The sequence below is a fragment of the Pseudomonas sp. FSL R10-2189 genome (genome assembly GCF_009600325.1).
Lineage (GTDB): Bacteria > Pseudomonadota > Gammaproteobacteria > Pseudomonadales > Pseudomonadaceae > Aquipseudomonas > Aquipseudomonas helleri.
In genome coordinates, this window is the sequence record NZ_WIVZ01000025.1 from 1 (window position 1) to 16,454 (window position 16,454).

The window sequence follows — 16,454 nt, forward strand, 5'->3', positions numbered from 1 at the left end:
GCCTAAGCCCTGTGGGATACAGGACTCAGGCTGCGCTGGGCGCTAGTTAATCTGTCCAACTTTTGGGGGGCAGTTCAATCTGTAGGAGCGAGCTTGCCTCGCGATCTTTTAAAAGATCAAAAGATCGCGAGACAAGCTCGCTCCTACAGCATGTCGTTGATCAGGTTGAACACGGTCTGTTTGACCGCGCTGTTCAGGTCTATCCAGGCCAGGCCGGTGCTGGCTTTGTAGTCGTCCAGTTCCAGGGGCCGGGAGACCACGTTGGCGGGCAATGCGCGGCCAGCGTTGGCCGGCAGCAAGCCAATACCCAGCCCGGCTGAAACCAGCGCCAGCATGGTGGTGAATTCGCCCAGCTCGGAACCGATCTGCAATTGCACGCCCTGATTGCGCAGGGCTTGCATCAGTTCGTCGTAGAAACCCGGTGCGTAGCGTCTGGCGAGAATAAACACCGGGACGTTGGCCAACGCTGTCGCCGGAATGCTGGCACAGGCTGCCAGCGGATGATCGCTCGACAACGCGACCACGAAAGCCTCTTGCAATACCACGCGGGTATGGATGCCAGGAATCACCGCCGGTAAACGCATCAGCCCGAAATCCAGCTGGCCATTGTGCAAGGCGCTGGCCTGATCCGGTCCGGGCATGTCCTTAAGTTCCAGTTCGATCCGCGGGAAGCGCGCATGCAAGGTGCGGATCAAGGTCGGCAAGATTTCCGGCAGTACCGATGAGACAAAACCAAAGCGCACCCGGCCAATCTCCCCTCGCCCGCTGGCTTTGGCGACGTCGCTGGCGTGGGCGGCTTGCTGCAGGGTGGCGCGCGCTTCGGGCAAGAAGATCGTGCCCACCTCGGTGAGCATCACTGAATGCCGGTTGCGTTCGAACAAGCGCACGCCCAGCTCTTCTTCAAGCACCTTGATCTGCATGCTCAAGGCCGGTTGCACGATGGACAAACGGTGTGCGGCTCGCCCGAAATGCAGCTCTTCGGCCAAAGTGACAAAGGATCGCAGATGCTTGATTTCCACTCTCAAACTCCAAACAGAAGGCACGCTGACACGCGGTTATCAGTATTTCTGATCACGAGATCATCAATGACGATTGGACGCACTGCAAGGCCTGGGGTGAACTGGCTAAAACAAGATCATCTCTGTCACCGATAAAGCCTGCATCGACAGAGATAACACACAGGTGGAATACAGCATGTCATTCAATTTCAGCAGCTTTCGACTGGATGGCCGTCGCGCCTTGATCACTGGCTCTGGCAAGGGCATTGGCCTTGAGCTGGCACGCGGTCTGGGGGCTGCGGGCGCTACGGTGGTCATCAATGATCGCAATATCGAAAAAGCCTGTGCTGTTTCCAGCCAATTACGCGATGAAGGGCTCAAGGCCGAGTTCGCAGCGTTTGATGTGACCCAACGCGAGCAACTGCTCGAAGCCATCAACGCCTTTGAAGCCGACACCGGAGCCATTGATATTTTGGTCAACAACGCGGGCATTCAGCGCCGTGCGCCACTGGAAACCTACGACGCCAACGACTGGCACGATCTGATGCGGGTCAATCTGGACGGAGTGTTCTATGTCTCGCAAGCGGTTGCGCGGCACATGATTGGCCGTGGGTGCGGCAAGATCATCAATATTTGCTCGGTACAAAGCGAGCTGGCACGCCCGACCATTGCGCCTTACGCCGCCTCCAAGGGCGCAGTGAAAATGCTCACCAAGGGCATGTGCGCCGAATGGGCACGCCACGGTATTCAGGCCAATGGCCTGGCGCCGGGCTACTTTGCCACCGAGATGAACCGCGCGCTGGTGGACAACCAGGAGTTCTCAGAATGGCTGTGTAAACGCACTCCCGCCGGGCGTTGGGGCCGCGTAGAAGAACTGTGCGGCGCTGCCGTGTTCCTGGCCTCCCCGGCTTCGGATTTCGTTAACGGTCAAACGCTGTTTGTCGATGGAGGCCTGACCAGCGTCGTTTAAACCTGCATCTAAAAAAAACAATAACAGGGGGAACCCCATGAGCACTCTCAAAGAACCCGCACTGCCGCTGACAGGTGGCCGTGAGCAAACGGTCAAGGCCAAGGGCTTTGCGCCCAAACGCTGGCTGTACCTGATCCCGATCATTTTCATCACTTACAGCCTCGCTTATCTGGACCGGGCCAACTACGGCTTTGCCAGCGCTGCCGGGATCGAGCATGACCTGGGCATTACCAAAGGCATGTCCTCGCTGATCGGCGCGCTGTTTTTTCTCGGGTACTTTTTCTTCCAGGTGCCGGGGGCGATTTACGCGCAGAAATACAGCGTACGCAAACTGGTGTTCTGGAGCCTGATTCTGTGGGGCTTTTGCGCCATGGCCACGGGGCTGGTGACCAACATCCCAATGCTGATGTTCATTCGGGTGTCGCTGGGCATCGTCGAAGCGGCCGTGATGCCCGCCATGCTGATTTTTATCAGCAACTGGTTCACCCGCAAGGAGCGCTCACGGGCCAACACCTTTCTGGTGCTGGGCAACCCGGTCACGGTGCTGTGGATGTCGGTGGTGTCGGGCTACCTGATTCAGGCCTGGGGCTGGCGCGAAATGTTTGTCATTGAAGGTGCCCCGGCCGTGCTCTGGGCCTTTGTCTGGTGGCGCATGGCGCGTGACAAGCCCGAGCAGGTCAACTGGCTGACGCAACAGGAAAAAGCCCAGCTGGCCGCCACCCTGGCCGACGAACAAAAAGGCATGCCGCAAGTACGCAATTACCGCCAGGCCTTCACCAGCCCGGTGGTGATTCAGTTGTGCTGTGTTCATGCGCTGTGGAGCATCGGCGTTTACGGTTTCATCATGTGGCTTCCGAGCATCATCAAGCAGGCAGCCGCAGCTGACATCGTCACCGTCGGCTGGCTGAGCGCGGTGCCCTACGTGGCCGCTGTCGCCGCCATGTTGGCGGTGTCCTGGGCCTCGGACAAATCCCAGCAACGCAAACACTTCGTCTGGCCGTTGCTGGCACTCGGTGCGCTGGCGTTCCTCGGTTCTTATCTGCTGGGTTCTGAGCATTTCTGGCTGTCGTTCGCGCTGTTGACGATGGCCGGTGCCGCGCTGTACGCACCTTACGGGCCCTTTTTTGCGCTGATCCCGGAGATCCTTCCGGCCAACGTCTTCGGCGGTGCCATTGGCCTGATCAATGCGTGCGGCGCTTTGGGCGCTTTTGTTGGCTCATGGATCGTCGGCTACCTGATTGGCCTGACCGGCAACCCCGGTGCGGCTTACATCTTCATGTTCGCCGGGGTGCTGTCCTCAGCGATCTTGATGGCGTGGGTCAAAGTGCGTCGCTGATCGCCTGCACGCGCAGTTTTAATTGCGAACAGTTCTCACACGGGTGACAGGCACGGATCGAATGTTATAAGGTAACGCAACTTATGCCATTCACCTGCCTGTGATCTCTTCAATGCCAAACGCAATTCAAGCCCCGCCTTCAGGCCAACGCCTGCTCTCCATCGACGCCCTTCGGGGCCTGGTGATCATCTTCATGCTGCTGGACCACGTGCGCGAAACGTTCTTTTTGCACCGCCAGGTGGCCGACCCGATGAACATTGATATCACTGAACCTGCCTTGTTTTTCAGCCGGACCCTGGCCCACTTGTGCGCCCCGGTTTTTGTCTTGCTGACCGGTTTGTCGGCGTTTCTGTACGGTGAAAAATATCAGGGCACCCGCGACGTCTCGGCTTTTCTGTTCAAGCGCGGGCTGTTTCTGGTGGTCCTGGAATTCACCCTGGTGAACTTCGCCTGGACCTTCCAGTTCCCGCCAAGCGTGATTTACATGCAGGTCATTTGGGCCATCGGCGTCAGCATGATTGCCCTGGCCGCGCTGGTCTGGTTGCCGCGCCCGCTGCTTCTGCTGCTCGCCGTGGTGATCATTGCCGGGCATAACCTGCTCGACAACGTGCACTTTGCCGCTGGTTCTGCGATGCATGTGCCTTGGGCGATTTTGCATGATCGCGGCTGGATCGAGTTTTCGGACAACCTGCGTTTGCGCACGTCGTATCCGGTACTGCCGTGGATCGGGGTCATCGCGCTGGGCTACTGCCTGGGGCCGTGGTTCGCTCGCTCTGCCTCGGCGGCCTTGCGTCAGCGTTTTCTGCTGCTTGCGGGCACCGGCGCGCTGCTTGGCTTTGTCGCCCTGCGTTTACTCAATGGTTATGGCGAGGCGCAATGGGTGGGCTACAGCAACGTGACGCAAACCCTGATGAGCTTTTTCAACATCACCAAATACCCGCCTTCGCTGCTGTTTCTCACCTTGACCCTGGGCGTCGGCCTGCTGCTGTTGCTCGGCTTTGAACGCGCCGGCCAGCAACGCTGGATCCGCACACTGGCGGTGTTTGGCGCCGCGCCGATGTTCTTCTACCTGCTGCACCTGTACGTGCTCAAAGTGCTGTACCTGGTCTGCGTGGGCCTGTTTGGTTTAAATCAGGGCGATTACTTCGGTTTCAACGGCATCGGCGCCGTGTGGCTGACGGCTATTTTGCTGGCCGCGGCGTTGTATCTGCCGGTGCGCTGGTTTGCCGGGCTCAAGGCCCGTCGCCGAGATGTTTCATGGCTGAAATACTTCTAATGCGGACGACGCGGCGTGTTGTTCTAACATGCCGCGCATCCCGCGTTTGGGACCCAGACTCTATGGATAACCAGATATGCGTATTTCATCCCTGACCGTGCTGTTGACCACTGCCCTGCTTGCCCCTGCGGCCCTGGCCGAGACCCATGAAGTCAAAATGCTCACCCGTAGCCCGACCGCCGGCATGGTCTACGACCCGGATTACCTGCAGATTGCCCCCGGTGATACGGTCAAGTTCGTGGCGACGCAAAGCGGCCATAACGCAGCGACCTTGCCGGCCATTTGGCCAGAAGGCGTTCCGACCTTTATGGGTAAGATTGATCAGGAAATCGAACAGACCTTCACCGTGCCAGGCCTCTATGGCATTCAGTGCACGCCGCATCTGGCCATGGGCATGGTGATGCTGATTCAAGTGGGCGAACCACCGGCCGAGGCGCCAGCCCTGCCCGCTTCACTGCCCAAGCGCGCGCTCGACCGCATGAATGCCGCCCTCGCCCGACAGGCTGCGCCATGACCGTCCTGAGCACCCGCTCGGCCATTTTGCTGGCCCTCGCCAGCCCCGCAAGCATGGCCGATTCGGCCCAGTCCCAGGCCAATGGTTTTATCGAAGACAGCACCTGGGCGGTGCTCAATCGCAGTGTCTACGACCGCCGCGATTACCAGCATGGCAGTAGCAACAGCAGCGCACGCAATGCCTACAAAGCCAGATCTGAGCGCAACGATTACGCCGAGGAATGGGCGTACGGCCTGATGGGCACGTTGCAGTCAGGTTTCACCCAGGGGCTGATCGGTGTCGGCGTCGATGCCCACGCCTACCTTGGGGTCAAACTGGACAGTGGTGGCGGCCGCGCGGGCAAGGCCCGGTTGCTGGGGCTGGATAACGAAGGCTACCCCAAGGACGACTACGCCCGGGGCGGCGCCGCGATCAAGCTGCGCATGTCAAACACAGTGGTGTCGTACGGCGAGCAGCGGGTCAAAACACCGGTATTCAGCTCATCCGACAGCCGCCTGCTGCCCGAAACCGCCACCGGGGTGTTTGTCACCAGCAACGAGTTCAATGCCCTGAAAATGGTCGGCGGGCACTTCACCGGCAGTACCGATCGTAACGCCAGCAGCCATAACCAGGAGTTTGTGGTGAACTACTCCAACGGCCGCAAAGGCGACGCGTTCGACCTTGCGGGCGTGGTCTATAGCCCCAGCAAACAGCTGAGTACCAGCCTTTATACGTCTCGCTATGAAAACACCTGGAACCAGCAGTACGTGGGCGCCCTGTTCAACCAGCCGATTGATGAAAAACGCTCGCTGGCTTTCAACTTCAACCTCTATCGCACCACCGATGAAGGCAAGGCGCTGTCGGGCACCATCGACAACACCACCTGGAGCTTGATGAGCACCTATGCCCAAGGCCCGCACAGTTTCAGCCTGGGGTATCAAAAGGTGCATGGCGACACGCCGTTCGACTACGTGACCCGTGGCGCGATATTTATCAGCAACGCCGTGCAACTGTCTGACTTCAACGCGCCGAACGAGCAATCGTGGCAAGCCCGCTACGATCTGGACATGTCGCCCTGGAACCTGCCGGGGTTAATGCTCAGTGCCGCCTATGTGCGCGGCAGCCAGATCAACGGCACGCAGGTTGATCCCAAAGGCGGCTATGCCTATTTGGGGTATGGCAAAGGCGGCAAACACTGGGAGCGTGATCTGGAAGCGCGCTATGTGGTGCAAAGTGGCGCGGCCAAAGGCACCACCCTGTCGCTGCGCTATAACGTGCATCGCGGCAATGCGGCGCAGGCAGAACTGGACACTGACCAGTTGCGGGTAGCGGTGGAATACCCGCTGACGGGGAGGTTTTAAGCAGAATCTGTAGGAGCGAGCTTGCCTCGCGATCTGTTGATTTGAAAGATCGCGAGGCAAGCTCGCTCCTACAGGTTTGATGGGGGGATTAGTGCGCGGTGCCGTGGTCGTGCATGTCCATTTCCATGTGCATTGTGTTCAGCGCACGTGCCTGGGCTTTGACTTCGATCGACTCTTTGGTGCCTTTTGCATCTTCGACAATCAGGGTCAGCGGTACGTGATCACCGTCTTTGATCTGACCTGTCAGGTCCATCAGCATCACGTGATAACCCTCGGGTTCGATGTTGACGGTCTTGCCGGCCGGCAATGCCACGAAAGGAACGGCGTGCATGCTCATGACGTCGTTTTTCATGGTCGATTCATGAATCTCAACGGTCTTGGCCACCGGCGATTTAACCTCAACCAGCTTGCTGTCGCTGCTCGCGGTGATGTGCATAAAGGCACCGGACGAAGGCTGGCCAGGAACCGTCGCGCGCACCCAGGCTTCATCGACAACGGTCTGTGCAGAAACGTTAAGGCTCAAGCCGAGCAACGACAGCAACATCAAGCGATTTACAGTTTTCATAAGACGGACTCTTTCAAAGGAAGCGGAGATCAGCAGACCGACATCACCGTCAGCAGGTCTTCGGTGCACTGCTTGGCCGTCAGTGAAGGCGACAAGCCCAAACGCAGTACGCCACGCGTATCAAACACGAAGCTGGTGGCCGTGTGCGACAGGGTGTACGACGATCCGGTCGGGATCTTTTCGTAGAACACCTTGAACTCTTTGGCCGTGGCAGCGGTTTCTTCGAGGGTGCCAGACAACGCAATAAAGCTTGGGTCGAAGGCTTTGACATAGGCATCGAGCATTGCCGGCTTATCGCGCTCCGGGTCCAGGGTGATGAACACCACCTGCAGACGATCGCCGTCCGGGCCCATCATTTTCTTGATTTGTGCAGCGCGGGCCAATGCGGTCGGACACACGGCCGGGCATTGGGTAAAACCAAAGAAAATCATCGGCATCATTCCGCGAAAGCTGCCGAGCATCATCTCGTTGCCTTCAGCGTCGCGAAGCTTGAACTTGCGCCCCAGAATCTCGTTGCTGAGGTCTTTGCCGTATTTGTACGACAAACCGCTGCCGGGATCACAACCGGCCAGCAAGCCGAGACTGAGCAAGCCAAGACCGGCAACGACATGGCGGCGAGTCAGTAATGCATTCATGTCAGGTTCCTTTAAGCGGTCTGGCTTGTAAGCCTGACCTTTGCCCTGCGCAGTCAGCACAGGTGTGCGCATGACTCGACCAATGGACCCGCCATTAGCGACAGCGCAAGATTGCTGTGGGGTAAACGCGTTTCATGGGCGCTGAATCTACCACTGTCACGCCCCTGTCGCACGGCAAGCACGCCCCGTTGTGGTGCGCATATATGCCCAACGCCAGCAAATCCGGGCAACGTGGAGGCGGTGCGACAAATCGACTCAGGCAGGCAGCCCACCCCCTGATTGTCATAAGCGCCGCAGTGGCGATCAGGTTAATTCCTGTACAGGTGCGTGAAGTTTCGCTTTTTGATGCAAGAGAGAATCTATATCATTTGCCTTTAAGTTTGCACGGATGCCGACACCTCTCTCACTCTGCGCGGAATTCTGATGCCGACCACCCTCGCCCCGTTTCGTTTGACTTCACTGGCTGCCACCTTGCTTGGCCTGCTGGGTACCTCACTGTGCAGCGTGGCTGCTGCCGATCAGGCTCCGGCCTCTGTACTGACGCTGGACAGCACGGCCATTTCAGCCGATGAATTACCCAAAAATGCCCTGCCGACCGTATTCAGCGGCGGCCAGGTCGCTCGGGGTGGTGAGCTGGGCGTGCTGGGCAATCAGGACATGATGGATGTGCCGTTCACAATGTCGAGTTACACCGCGCAACTGATCGAAGACCAGCAAGCAGAAAACATCGGCGACGTGCTGCTAAACGATTCATCGGTACGCCAGTCCTTTGGCTACGGCAACGCGGCGCAGATTTTTGTGATTCGGGGCTTGCCTCTGAACAGTGACGATATTTCTTACAACGGCTTGTACGGCGTATTACCGCGCCAGGTGATCAGCACCGACAGCCTTGAGCGGGTTGAAGTGTTCAAGGGCCCCAATGCCTTTATTAATGGCGTGACTCCGACCGGCTCTGGCGTCGGCGGTGGCATCAACTTGCAACCCAAGCGCGCCCAGGACACCCCGACCCGGCGCTTCAGCACCGATATTTCCAGCAGCGGCCGCGTGGGTGAACACCTCGATCTGGGCCAGCGTTTTGGCGATAACAATGAGTTTGGCGTGCGTATGAACATCGCCCAGCGCGAAGGCGATACCGCTATCGACAACGAAAGCCAGCGCACCAAGCTGTTCGCCCTGGGGCTGGATTACCGGGGTGATCGCTTGCGCGTGTCGACCGATTTTGGCTATCAAAAGCAGCGCATCAATGGCAATCGCAACACGGTGTATATCCCCGCCACATTGACCGGCATCCCCCACGCACCGGATGCCGACACCAATTACAGCCAGAAGTGGACCTTCACCGAGCTGGAAGACACCTACGGCATGGCCCGTGGCGAATATGACCTCAACGACCAGTGGACCCTGTATGCCGCCGCCGGGGCCAAGCACACCCGCGAAGTGGGCAACTACTCCACCCCGACCCTGCGCAGTACCGCAGGCGCGACCACCGCTTCAAGCATGTTTGTCGCCCATGATGAAGACAACCGCAGCGCCATGGCCGGCCTGCGCGGCACGTTGCAAACCGGCCCGGTGAGCCATCAAATCAACCTGGGTGTGACGGGTATCTGGACCGAGCAACGCTCGGCATATGAGTTGAGTGGCAGTTTCGCCAACGACTTGTACCACCCGATCGACGTGGCCAAGCCAACGGTTTACCCGTACGTGGGCGGCGATATCAACGACCCGGGCATCGTCGGCAAGACCATCAACCGCAGCATGGCGATTTCCGACACCCTGGGCTTTATGGACGACCGCATCCTGGTCACCTACGGCCTGCGTCGGCAAAACCTGAAAGTCGATGGCTGGAGCTACGCCGGCGCACGCACAGCCACCTATGACGAGTCCATCACCACGCCGGTCTACGGCATCGTGCTTAAACCATGGGAACACGTGTCGCTGTATGCCAACCGCATCGAAGGTCTGGCCAAGGGCCCGACCGCTCCGGCAACCGCAGGCGGTGCTGAAGTGACAAACCGCGGTCAGACCTTTGCCCCTGCACGCTCCAAGCAGGTTGAAGCCGGGATCAAGTACGACAAAGGCACCTTTGGCGCGAGCTTTGGGGTGTATCGCATCGAGCAACCCAGCGATGGCTATGTCGACGCGCAAAATACCTACGTCCGGCAAGGTACCCTGCGCAATCGCGGGGTTGAGCTGAACATCTATGGCGAGCCGCTGGACGGCTTGCGTTTGCTGGCGGGTGCGACCGTGATGGACACCGAACTCAGCGGCACCAAAAACGGCGCCAACAATGGTAATCGGGCGATCGGCGTGCCGAACTTCCAGTACAACCTGGGTGCCGACTGGGATGTACCGGGGCTTGAGGGCGTCGCATTGAATGGGCGCATGCTGCGCACTGGCGGCCAATACGTCGATGCGGCCAACACCCTGAGCATTCCGGCCTGGAACCGCTTCGATCTGGGCGCACGTTACAGCTTCGAGGTTGAGCAGCGTGCCGTGACGCTGCGGGCCAACCTGGAAAACGTCGCCAACACCCGCTACTGGGCGTCGGCCAATGGCGGCTACCTGAGCCAGGGCGAACCGCGCGCACTGAAAGTCTCGGCTACGGTCGACTTTTAAACCCGCCCGACTCGTGTGGGAGCGGGCTTGCTCGCGATGCAGACAACACGGTTTGCCTGACACACCTTGTCGATTCATTCGCGGGCAAGCTCGCTCCAGGTTTTGCAGCGTCTGGCACGCTGCATTTTTTTTTCACATTGAGTTCACCTCCCCTCCACCCACAGCCCTCTAACGTGCCCGCCATAAATGACGTCCATTAAGGACTTTGCAGGTGGAAAGCATGACGGCTGTAGCCTCTCAACACACTCTGAGCAATCGCCTTGAGCGCTGGGCCATTCCCGGCCTGGTCGTGGCGTTTGTGCTGTTTTATCTCGTACCCTTGATGACCCACGGTTTGTGGATCCCTGACGAAACCCGGTATGCCCAGATCAGTCAAAGCATGCTGCAAAGCGGTAACTGGGTGTCGCCGCATTTCATGGGGCTGCGCTATTTCGAGAAGCCGATTGCGGGCTATTGGCTGATTGCCATCGGCCAGGCCGTGTTCGGTGACAACCTGTTCGGGGTGCGCATCGCGTCGGCACTCACCACCGGGCTGAGTGTGTGGCTGGCCTGGCTGCTCGCTAGCCGGCTGTGGAATGACCCGCGCAAGTCGTTTGCCAGCGCGCTGCTATTGATGAGCTTTGGTCTGGTTGCTGGTGAAGCGGGCTACGCCAACCTCGACCCGCAGTTCGCTTTTTGGGTCAACCTGAGCCTGGTTGCCCTGTGGTTTGCCTTTACGGCTCAAAGCCAGCGCGCACGTCTGTGGGCCTGGAGCGTGCTGGGCGTGGCCTGTGGCATGGGCTTTATGACTAAAGGGTTCCTGGCCTGGCTACTGCCGGTGTTGATCGGCGTGCCCTTTGCCCTGTGGCAGCGGCGCATCAAAGAGATGCTTTGCTATGGACCGCTGGCGGTAGTACTCGCAATCGCCGTGTGCTTGCCTTGGGCATTGATGATTCATCATCAGGAACCTGACTTCTGGCAGTTCTTCTTCTGGAATGAGCACATCCGCCGCTTCAGCGCGAGCGATGCCCAGCACATTCAGCCCTGGTGGTTCTACCTGCCGCTACTGCTGGCCGCCAGCCTGCCGTGGGCGACGCTGCTGCCTGCGGCGCTGCTCGACGCCTGGAAGCAAAAACGCCAGCCGGGTATCGCTTTCCTGCTGCTGTGGTTGCTGCTACCGCTGGCCATGTTCAGCTTGAGCAAGGGCAAATTGCCGACGTATATCCTGCCGTGCCTGCTGCCATTGGCCTTGCTCATGGGGCATGCGCTGATGTCCTGGATCGATCAGGGGCGCAGCACGGTGATACGCCTCAATGGCCTGTTGAACGCGCTGCTGGCTGTGGCTGGGCTCACGGGGTTGATCTACCTGCAAGTGACGCGCCCGGTTTACGCCAACACCGAGATGTTCAGCCTGTCGTTGGGGTTGATCGTGTTGATGGGCTGGCTGCTGGCCAATGCGCTGCAAGCTATGCGCCCATTGCAGTTGTGGGCCGCACCGGCTTTGGGCATGGGCCTGCTGGTTGCGTTGTTGCCTGCGGCGATGCCCGCCAGCGTGGTCAACAACAAGATGCCCGATCAATTTATCGCTGAGCATGTTCAAGAACTGAGCCAGACCCGCACGTTGTTGAGCAACGAACTGGGCAGCGCCGCAGCACTCTCGTGGCGCCTGAACCGCCCCGACGTGACACTGTACGACACCGAAGGCGAACTTAAATACGGCCTGGGTTATGCCGATTCAGCTACGCGTAAGGTTGATATGGCTAACATCGGCGAGTGGATGAAAGAAGCGCAAGCCCGTGGCCCGGTTGGCGTGGTGATGCGCGCTCGTTCGGCCCATGAGGTTCAGGAAGTCGACATGCTGCCCCTGGGCGGCAAGCGCTATGAGCGTGGCGACCTGGCGATCTTTATCTTCCCTCAGGCCAATCCTGAATGACCGTTATCCAACGCTGGACCTCAGAACACCGGGCGCTGCTGCTGTTGCTGGGCGTGTCTGCCTTGATGCTTTTGCTCGGTCTGGGTTCGCGCGAACTCTGGGGCCCGGAAACCCGCTGGGCCAACATTGCCCTGCAAATGCTGCAAAGCGGTGATTACCTGGACCCGTACCTCAAGGGCTCGGCCTATTACGACAAACCGCTGCCCTCCTACTGGCTGATCACCGCAACGGCCGGGGTGCTCGGTGACTTGAATCACTGGTCATTGCGCCTGCCATCGGTCATCGCCGCCTGGTTGAGTGTGTGGTTGGTGTACCTGATCGGCAAACAACTGTTCAGCCAGACCGCAGGCCTGATCGGCGGCTGGATGCTGATCAGCACGTTTTACTTCGTGTTCTGGGGACGCGTTGCCACGGCCGACATATTGACCGTGTGCGGTTTGCTGGCCGCTGTGTGGTGGTATTGGCGAGGCCCTGATGACACACGGTTTAGCCGCTACTGCGTGTTCTTTTTGTTGCTAGCCGTGAGCTCATTACTCAAAGGGCTGATCGGTTTTGTGTTGCCGGGGCTGATCTTGCTGCCCCATGTACTGAGCGAGCAGCGCTGGAAGCAACATGTGAATTGGCGTTTGTGTGCGGCCCTGGCCATCGCGCTGGTGGTGTACCTCATACCTTTTGCCCTTTCGCACCTGTATGGCGCTGCCAGCTACGGGCAAAGCGGGCTGGGCCTGGTGCTGCGCGAGAACGTGGTGCGGTTCTTTCAGCCTTTCGACAACCTGGGGCCCATTTACACCTACCTGCTCTACTTGCCGGTCTACACCCTGCCTTGGGCGCCGGTCTGGATCATTGCTCTGTGGGTCGCAGTGCGCAACTGGCGGCATATAGAGCCAAACGCCCGCTGGCTGGTCTGGGGCCTGGCCCTGTTGTTTGTGTTCTTTACCGCCAGTGGCAGCCGCCGCAGCTATTACGTGCTGCCGCTGGTGCCCTTCGCGCAACTGCTCGGCGCCTGGTGGGTTGCCCGACGCCTGCAACAACGCAAAAAAACCTTGGGCCGAGGCTGGAAAGTAGCCTTCGGGCTGAGTTGCGGCTTGCTGCTGTTGGTACTGGGGGTGTTTTACCCGTGGTCCAACGGTGGCGGCGGCGTGATGCAATTTGGTCAGGACGTTAAAGCACAAGCCAGTGCCCAAGCGCCTTGGGACGACTGGCGCATGGTGATGATTGAAGTCGACAACAAACTGCCGCTGTATGTGCAGAACGACAATCAGCCGTTTTACTTTGTCAGCGAAGACCAGGACTACCCGCGTCAGGGTGACAGCGCCGCCCTGATGGCATGGCTGGATAAAACCAGTGGCCATCACTTTGATCCAGAACGCACCTTGATCTTCGCCCAGCACCGCAGCGGCGACCCGTTACCGCTGGGCTATTTGAGCGTGGATCATCAGGTGGTCAGCAGCCAGGTCGATAACGGTGACCGCCTGCTGCACCGCCGCGAGACTGAAAGCGTGGCGTATATTCCCGACGTTGGCGGGAGCTTGTAGCTGACCGCCGGATTCAAAGAATCCTGTACAACAGACGTTCGATTCGTACCCGGCTGACGCGACGCAGGAACTTGGCCACGGCGGGTGGGTAGTCCGTCAGGGTTTCGAGATCTTTGAAGTGATCGATGCGCTGGGTGTGGGCGAAGATCGCTTCCAGTTCCTTGCGCCGGGGTTCGAGTAATTCGCGACGCGGGTCGTCGATCAGCAGGCCGTTTTCCAGGTCCAGGCGGAACGCTCGCGGGTTGAGGTTGTTGCCGGTCAGCAAGGTGTAGCGGTCATCAACCCACATGCCCTTGAGGTGATAGGTGTTGTCGCCGTCACGCCACAGGTGCAGGTTGAGCAAGCCGCTGTCGATCTGGCGCTGATGGCTTTTGGCAAAACGGCGCAGGCTCAGTTCGTACAGGTAGGGCAACGCTGCGATCACCCTGAACGGTTCACTCGGCGGGATATAGAAGTCGTTGGCAGTCTTGTCACCGACCACGATGTCGATCTTCACCCCACGCTCCAGCGCACGGTTGATCTCGCGGGTGACGGGCAATGGCAAGTTGAAATACGGCGTACAAATGGTCAATTGCTGCTGGCTGCTGGCAATCAACTCGCACACCACCCGGTTCAGCGGGTTGTTTTTACCAACGCCCAGCAGCGGGCTGACGGACAGGCCAAAGTGCCCCACCGTGCCTTGTGTGGTGTCGTAACTGGCTTTTTTCAGATGGCTGCGCAAGTTGCCAATGGCGCTGCGCAGGCTGCGCGTGGTCGGCAATGACGGCAGATCCAGACGGTGCACGGCCTTGGCTTCAATCAAGTCATGCTGAACAAAGTGCTGCATGGAATCCGCCAGCGCTTTGTTGTTCAGCACGTGATATCGGTCGTAGCGGTACTTGTCCAGCTTGTGCAAATACACGTTGTTCAAGCTGGCGCCGCTGTAGATCACGCAGTCGTCGACAATAAAGCCCTTGAGGTGCAGCACCCCGAACAGCTCACGGGTTTGCACCGGCACGCCGTAAATCGGCACCTCGCTGTCGTGAGCTGCCGTTTGCGCCTGATACCAGGCCGCGTTACCGGGCTGCTTCCCCGCGCCAATCAGCCCGCGCTGCGCCCGCAACCAGTCAACCACCACCGCAATTTCAAGTTCCGGACGTGCCGCTTTGGCAGCGTGCAAGGCGTCGAGAATTTCCTGGCCGGCTTCGTCCTGTTGCAGGTACAAGGCCACCAGCGTGATCCGATGACGAGCACCCGCGATATGCGCCAGCAGGCTGCGACGGAACTCGGCAGCACTGGGCAAAATGCTGAACGCATCGGCAGACAATGGAAAACTGCGCAGTTTGGGCAACAAGGAACGTTTGAAGAGCGACGGCATAGGGCTCGCAAGGGTCGAATGCAAAAGACCGCACAGCTTACACGATTCTTGGCAATCACATTAACTGTAGGAGCGAGCTTGCCTCGCGATCTTTTTAAAGATCAAAAGATCGCGAGGCAAACTCGCTCCTACAGAGGGGGCCGGCTGCGATTACAGGGTGCGCAATGTCAACAAACGGGCGATGTCGCGGGCGCGGTCGGTGAGCAATTGCTCTGCCTGGGCGCAGGCGTCTTCAAGGCTCATCGGGCCGTTGGTCAAGGCGAAGGCGGCGTGTATGCCATGGGCGTACAGGGCCTGATAGCCCTCGCCCAACGTACCGGCCAAAACCACCACCGGCACGCCGTGGGCCTGGGCAATACGGGCAACACCAAACGGGGTTTTGCCACGCAGGGTCTGCGCATCAAAACGCCCTTCCCCGGTGATCACCAGGTCTGCGCCCTTGACCGCCTCGGACAAACCGACCAACTCGGCGACCACCTCGACCCCGGCACGAAATTGCGCACCAAAGAACGCTTTGGCGGCAAAACCAAGCCCGCCCGCTGCACCCGAACCCGGCTCATCACGTACATCCTTAGGCAAGACCTTGGCGCAATGATCGGCAAAGTGCCCGAGGGCTTGATCCAGCAGGCGCACTTGCTCAGGCGAGGCGCCTTTTTGCGGGCCAAAAATGGCGGACGCGCCATGCTCGCCGCACAGCGGGTTATTGACGTCAGCCGCGATTTCAAAACGCACGTCATTCAAACGCGGGTCCAGACCGGTCAGGTCAATGCGCGTCACGTTAGCCAAGGCCAGGCCGCCATGGGCCAGAGGTTGGTCCTGGGCATCGAACAAACCCAGTCCCAGCGCTTGCAGGGCACCGGCACCGGCGTCGTTGGTGGCGCTGCCGCCGATGGCCAGGATGATGCGCTGGGCTCCGGCATCCAGCGCGGCCTTGATCAACTCACCGGTGCCAAACGTGCTGCTGATGCAGGCGTCGCGCTCATTGCGGGCGACCAACTGCAAGCCGCTGGCCTCGGCCATTTCAATGATTGCGGTGCGGCTGTCCGGCAGCCAGCCCCAGTTGGCCTCAACCGCAGCACCCAAAGGCCCTTGCACGCGATTACGGCGCAGTTGTCCGTTACCGGCGGCGACAATCGCATCTACTGTCCCTTCGCCACCATCGGCCATGGGGCACGTGATCAACTGCGCATCCGGCAGCACATCGCTGAATCCGGCAGCAATGGCATCGGCGACTTTTTCAGCGCTCAGGCTGTCTTTGAACGAGTCGGGGGCAATCACGATTTTCATGGGGCGAATCTCCAGTTCTTATGCCTTCCATGCTGCCAGTAATCAGCTGCAAACACGCCGGTCTGGTGCACAAGCAATCACAGGGTTTGTTGTTCATTTTTACAACCGCAGCT

Annotated in this window: 13 protein-coding genes; 8 read left to right on the top strand and 5 right to left on the bottom strand. The window is 59.3% G+C overall.

Annotation, left to right across the window (positions count from 1 at the left end):
* Positions 1-143: 143 nt before the first annotated feature.
* On the bottom strand, positions 144-1,019 hold the full coding sequence (locus GHO32_RS17585) for a LysR family transcriptional regulator (protein ID WP_368668465.1): 876 nt from the start codon (positions 1,017-1,019) through the stop codon (positions 144-146).
* A gap of 175 nt (positions 1,020-1,194) precedes the next feature.
* On the opposite strand from GHO32_RS17585, the gene GHO32_RS17590 reads away from it, so the two are divergent.
* From GHO32_RS17590 to GHO32_RS17610, 5 genes are all read left to right on the top strand, one after another.
* Entirely contained in the window at positions 1,195-1,968 is a 774-nt protein-coding gene (locus GHO32_RS17590) for an SDR family NAD(P)-dependent oxidoreductase (protein ID WP_153332594.1), read from the top strand.
* 37 nt (positions 1,969-2,005) lie between these two features.
* Positions 2,006-3,304, top strand: a complete 1,299-nt coding sequence (locus tag GHO32_RS17595) for an MFS transporter (protein ID WP_153332596.1) — start codon at positions 2,006-2,008, stop codon at positions 3,302-3,304.
* Positions 3,305-3,416: 112 nt separating this feature from the next.
* Positions 3,417-4,580 carry a DUF1624 domain-containing protein gene (locus GHO32_RS17600; RefSeq protein WP_153338249.1) on the top strand — a complete coding sequence of 388 codons (1,164 nt, stop codon included), beginning with the start codon at positions 3,417-3,419 and terminating at the stop codon, positions 4,578-4,580.
* Between the two features lie 76 nt (positions 4,581-4,656).
* Positions 4,657-5,094, top strand: coding sequence for a pseudoazurin (locus GHO32_RS17605; RefSeq protein WP_153332600.1), 438 nt, complete (start codon positions 4,657-4,659; stop codon positions 5,092-5,094).
* Positions 5,091-6,434, top strand: a complete 1,344-nt coding sequence (locus tag GHO32_RS17610; RefSeq protein ID WP_153332602.1) for an OprD family porin — start codon at positions 5,091-5,093, stop codon at positions 6,432-6,434. The genes GHO32_RS17605 and GHO32_RS17610 overlap by 4 nt, the downstream gene beginning before the upstream one ends.
* Positions 6,435-6,522: 88 nt before the next feature.
* Here the strand turns inward: GHO32_RS17610 and GHO32_RS17615 are convergent, their stop codons facing one another.
* On the bottom strand, positions 6,523-6,999 hold the full coding sequence (locus tag GHO32_RS17615; protein WP_153332604.1) for a copper chaperone PCu(A)C: 477 nt from the start codon (positions 6,997-6,999) through the stop codon (positions 6,523-6,525).
* Between the two features lie 29 nt (positions 7,000-7,028).
* Complete coding sequence (locus tag GHO32_RS17620; protein ID WP_048372059.1) at positions 7,029-7,634, bottom strand: SCO family protein; 606 nt, start codon at positions 7,632-7,634, stop codon at positions 7,029-7,031.
* Positions 7,635-8,057: 423 nt separating this feature from the next.
* Between GHO32_RS17620 and GHO32_RS17625 the strand changes: the two genes are divergently transcribed.
* From GHO32_RS17625 to GHO32_RS17635, 3 genes are all read left to right on the top strand, one after another.
* Positions 8,058-10,250, top strand: coding sequence for a TonB-dependent siderophore receptor (locus GHO32_RS17625; protein ID WP_153332606.1), 2,193 nt, complete (start codon positions 8,058-8,060; stop codon positions 10,248-10,250).
* A 220-nt stretch (positions 10,251-10,470) separates the two neighbouring features.
* Positions 10,471-12,162, top strand: coding sequence for a lipid IV(A) 4-amino-4-deoxy-L-arabinosyltransferase (gene arnT, locus GHO32_RS17630; protein WP_153332608.1), 1,692 nt, complete (start codon positions 10,471-10,473; stop codon positions 12,160-12,162).
* Positions 12,159-13,697, top strand: a complete 1,539-nt coding sequence (locus GHO32_RS17635) for a glycosyltransferase family 39 protein (protein WP_153338248.1) — start codon at positions 12,159-12,161, stop codon at positions 13,695-13,697. The genes arnT and GHO32_RS17635 overlap by 4 nt, the downstream gene beginning before the upstream one ends.
* A gap of 13 nt (positions 13,698-13,710) precedes the next feature.
* Here the strand turns inward: GHO32_RS17635 and pssA are convergent, their stop codons facing one another.
* Both pssA and GHO32_RS17645 read right to left on the bottom strand, forming a co-directional pair.
* Positions 13,711-15,054: a CDP-diacylglycerol--serine O-phosphatidyltransferase gene (pssA, locus tag GHO32_RS17640; RefSeq protein WP_153332612.1), complete on the bottom strand. Its 1,344-nt coding sequence runs from the start codon at positions 15,052-15,054 to the stop codon at positions 13,711-13,713.
* Positions 15,055-15,204: 150 nt separating this feature from the next.
* Positions 15,205-16,341, bottom strand: a complete 1,137-nt coding sequence (locus GHO32_RS17645; RefSeq protein WP_153332614.1) for a glycerate kinase — start codon at positions 16,339-16,341, stop codon at positions 15,205-15,207.
* Positions 16,342-16,454 lie beyond the last annotated feature (113 nt).

Coding starts and splice junctions, on each gene's coding strand:
- GHO32_RS17625 (WP_153332606.1), top strand. CDS start 8,058: ATGCCGACCACCCTCGCCCCGTTTCGTTTGACTTCACTGGCTGCCACC.
- GHO32_RS17590 (WP_153332594.1), top strand. CDS start 1,195: ATGTCATTCAATTTCAGCAGCTTTCGACTGGATGGCCGTCGCGCCTTG.
- GHO32_RS17595 (WP_153332596.1), top strand. CDS start 2,006: ATGAGCACTCTCAAAGAACCCGCACTGCCGCTGACAGGTGGCCGTGAG.
- pssA (WP_153332612.1), bottom strand. CDS start 15,054: ATGCCGTCGCTCTTCAAACGTTCCTTGTTGCCCAAACTGCGCAGTTTT.
- GHO32_RS17645 (WP_153332614.1), bottom strand. CDS start 16,341: ATGAAAATCGTGATTGCCCCCGACTCGTTCAAAGACAGCCTGAGCGCT.
- GHO32_RS17600 (WP_153338249.1), top strand. CDS start 3,417: ATGCCAAACGCAATTCAAGCCCCGCCTTCAGGCCAACGCCTGCTCTCC.
- GHO32_RS17635 (WP_153338248.1), top strand. CDS start 12,159: ATGACCGTTATCCAACGCTGGACCTCAGAACACCGGGCGCTGCTGCTG.
- arnT (WP_153332608.1), top strand. CDS start 10,471: ATGACGGCTGTAGCCTCTCAACACACTCTGAGCAATCGCCTTGAGCGC.
- GHO32_RS17620 (WP_048372059.1), bottom strand. CDS start 7,634: ATGAATGCATTACTGACTCGCCGCCATGTCGTTGCCGGTCTTGGCTTG.
- GHO32_RS17615 (WP_153332604.1), bottom strand. CDS start 6,999: ATGAAAACTGTAAATCGCTTGATGTTGCTGTCGTTGCTCGGCTTGAGC.
- GHO32_RS17605 (WP_153332600.1), top strand. CDS start 4,657: ATGCGTATTTCATCCCTGACCGTGCTGTTGACCACTGCCCTGCTTGCC.
- GHO32_RS17610 (WP_153332602.1), top strand. CDS start 5,091: ATGACCGTCCTGAGCACCCGCTCGGCCATTTTGCTGGCCCTCGCCAGC.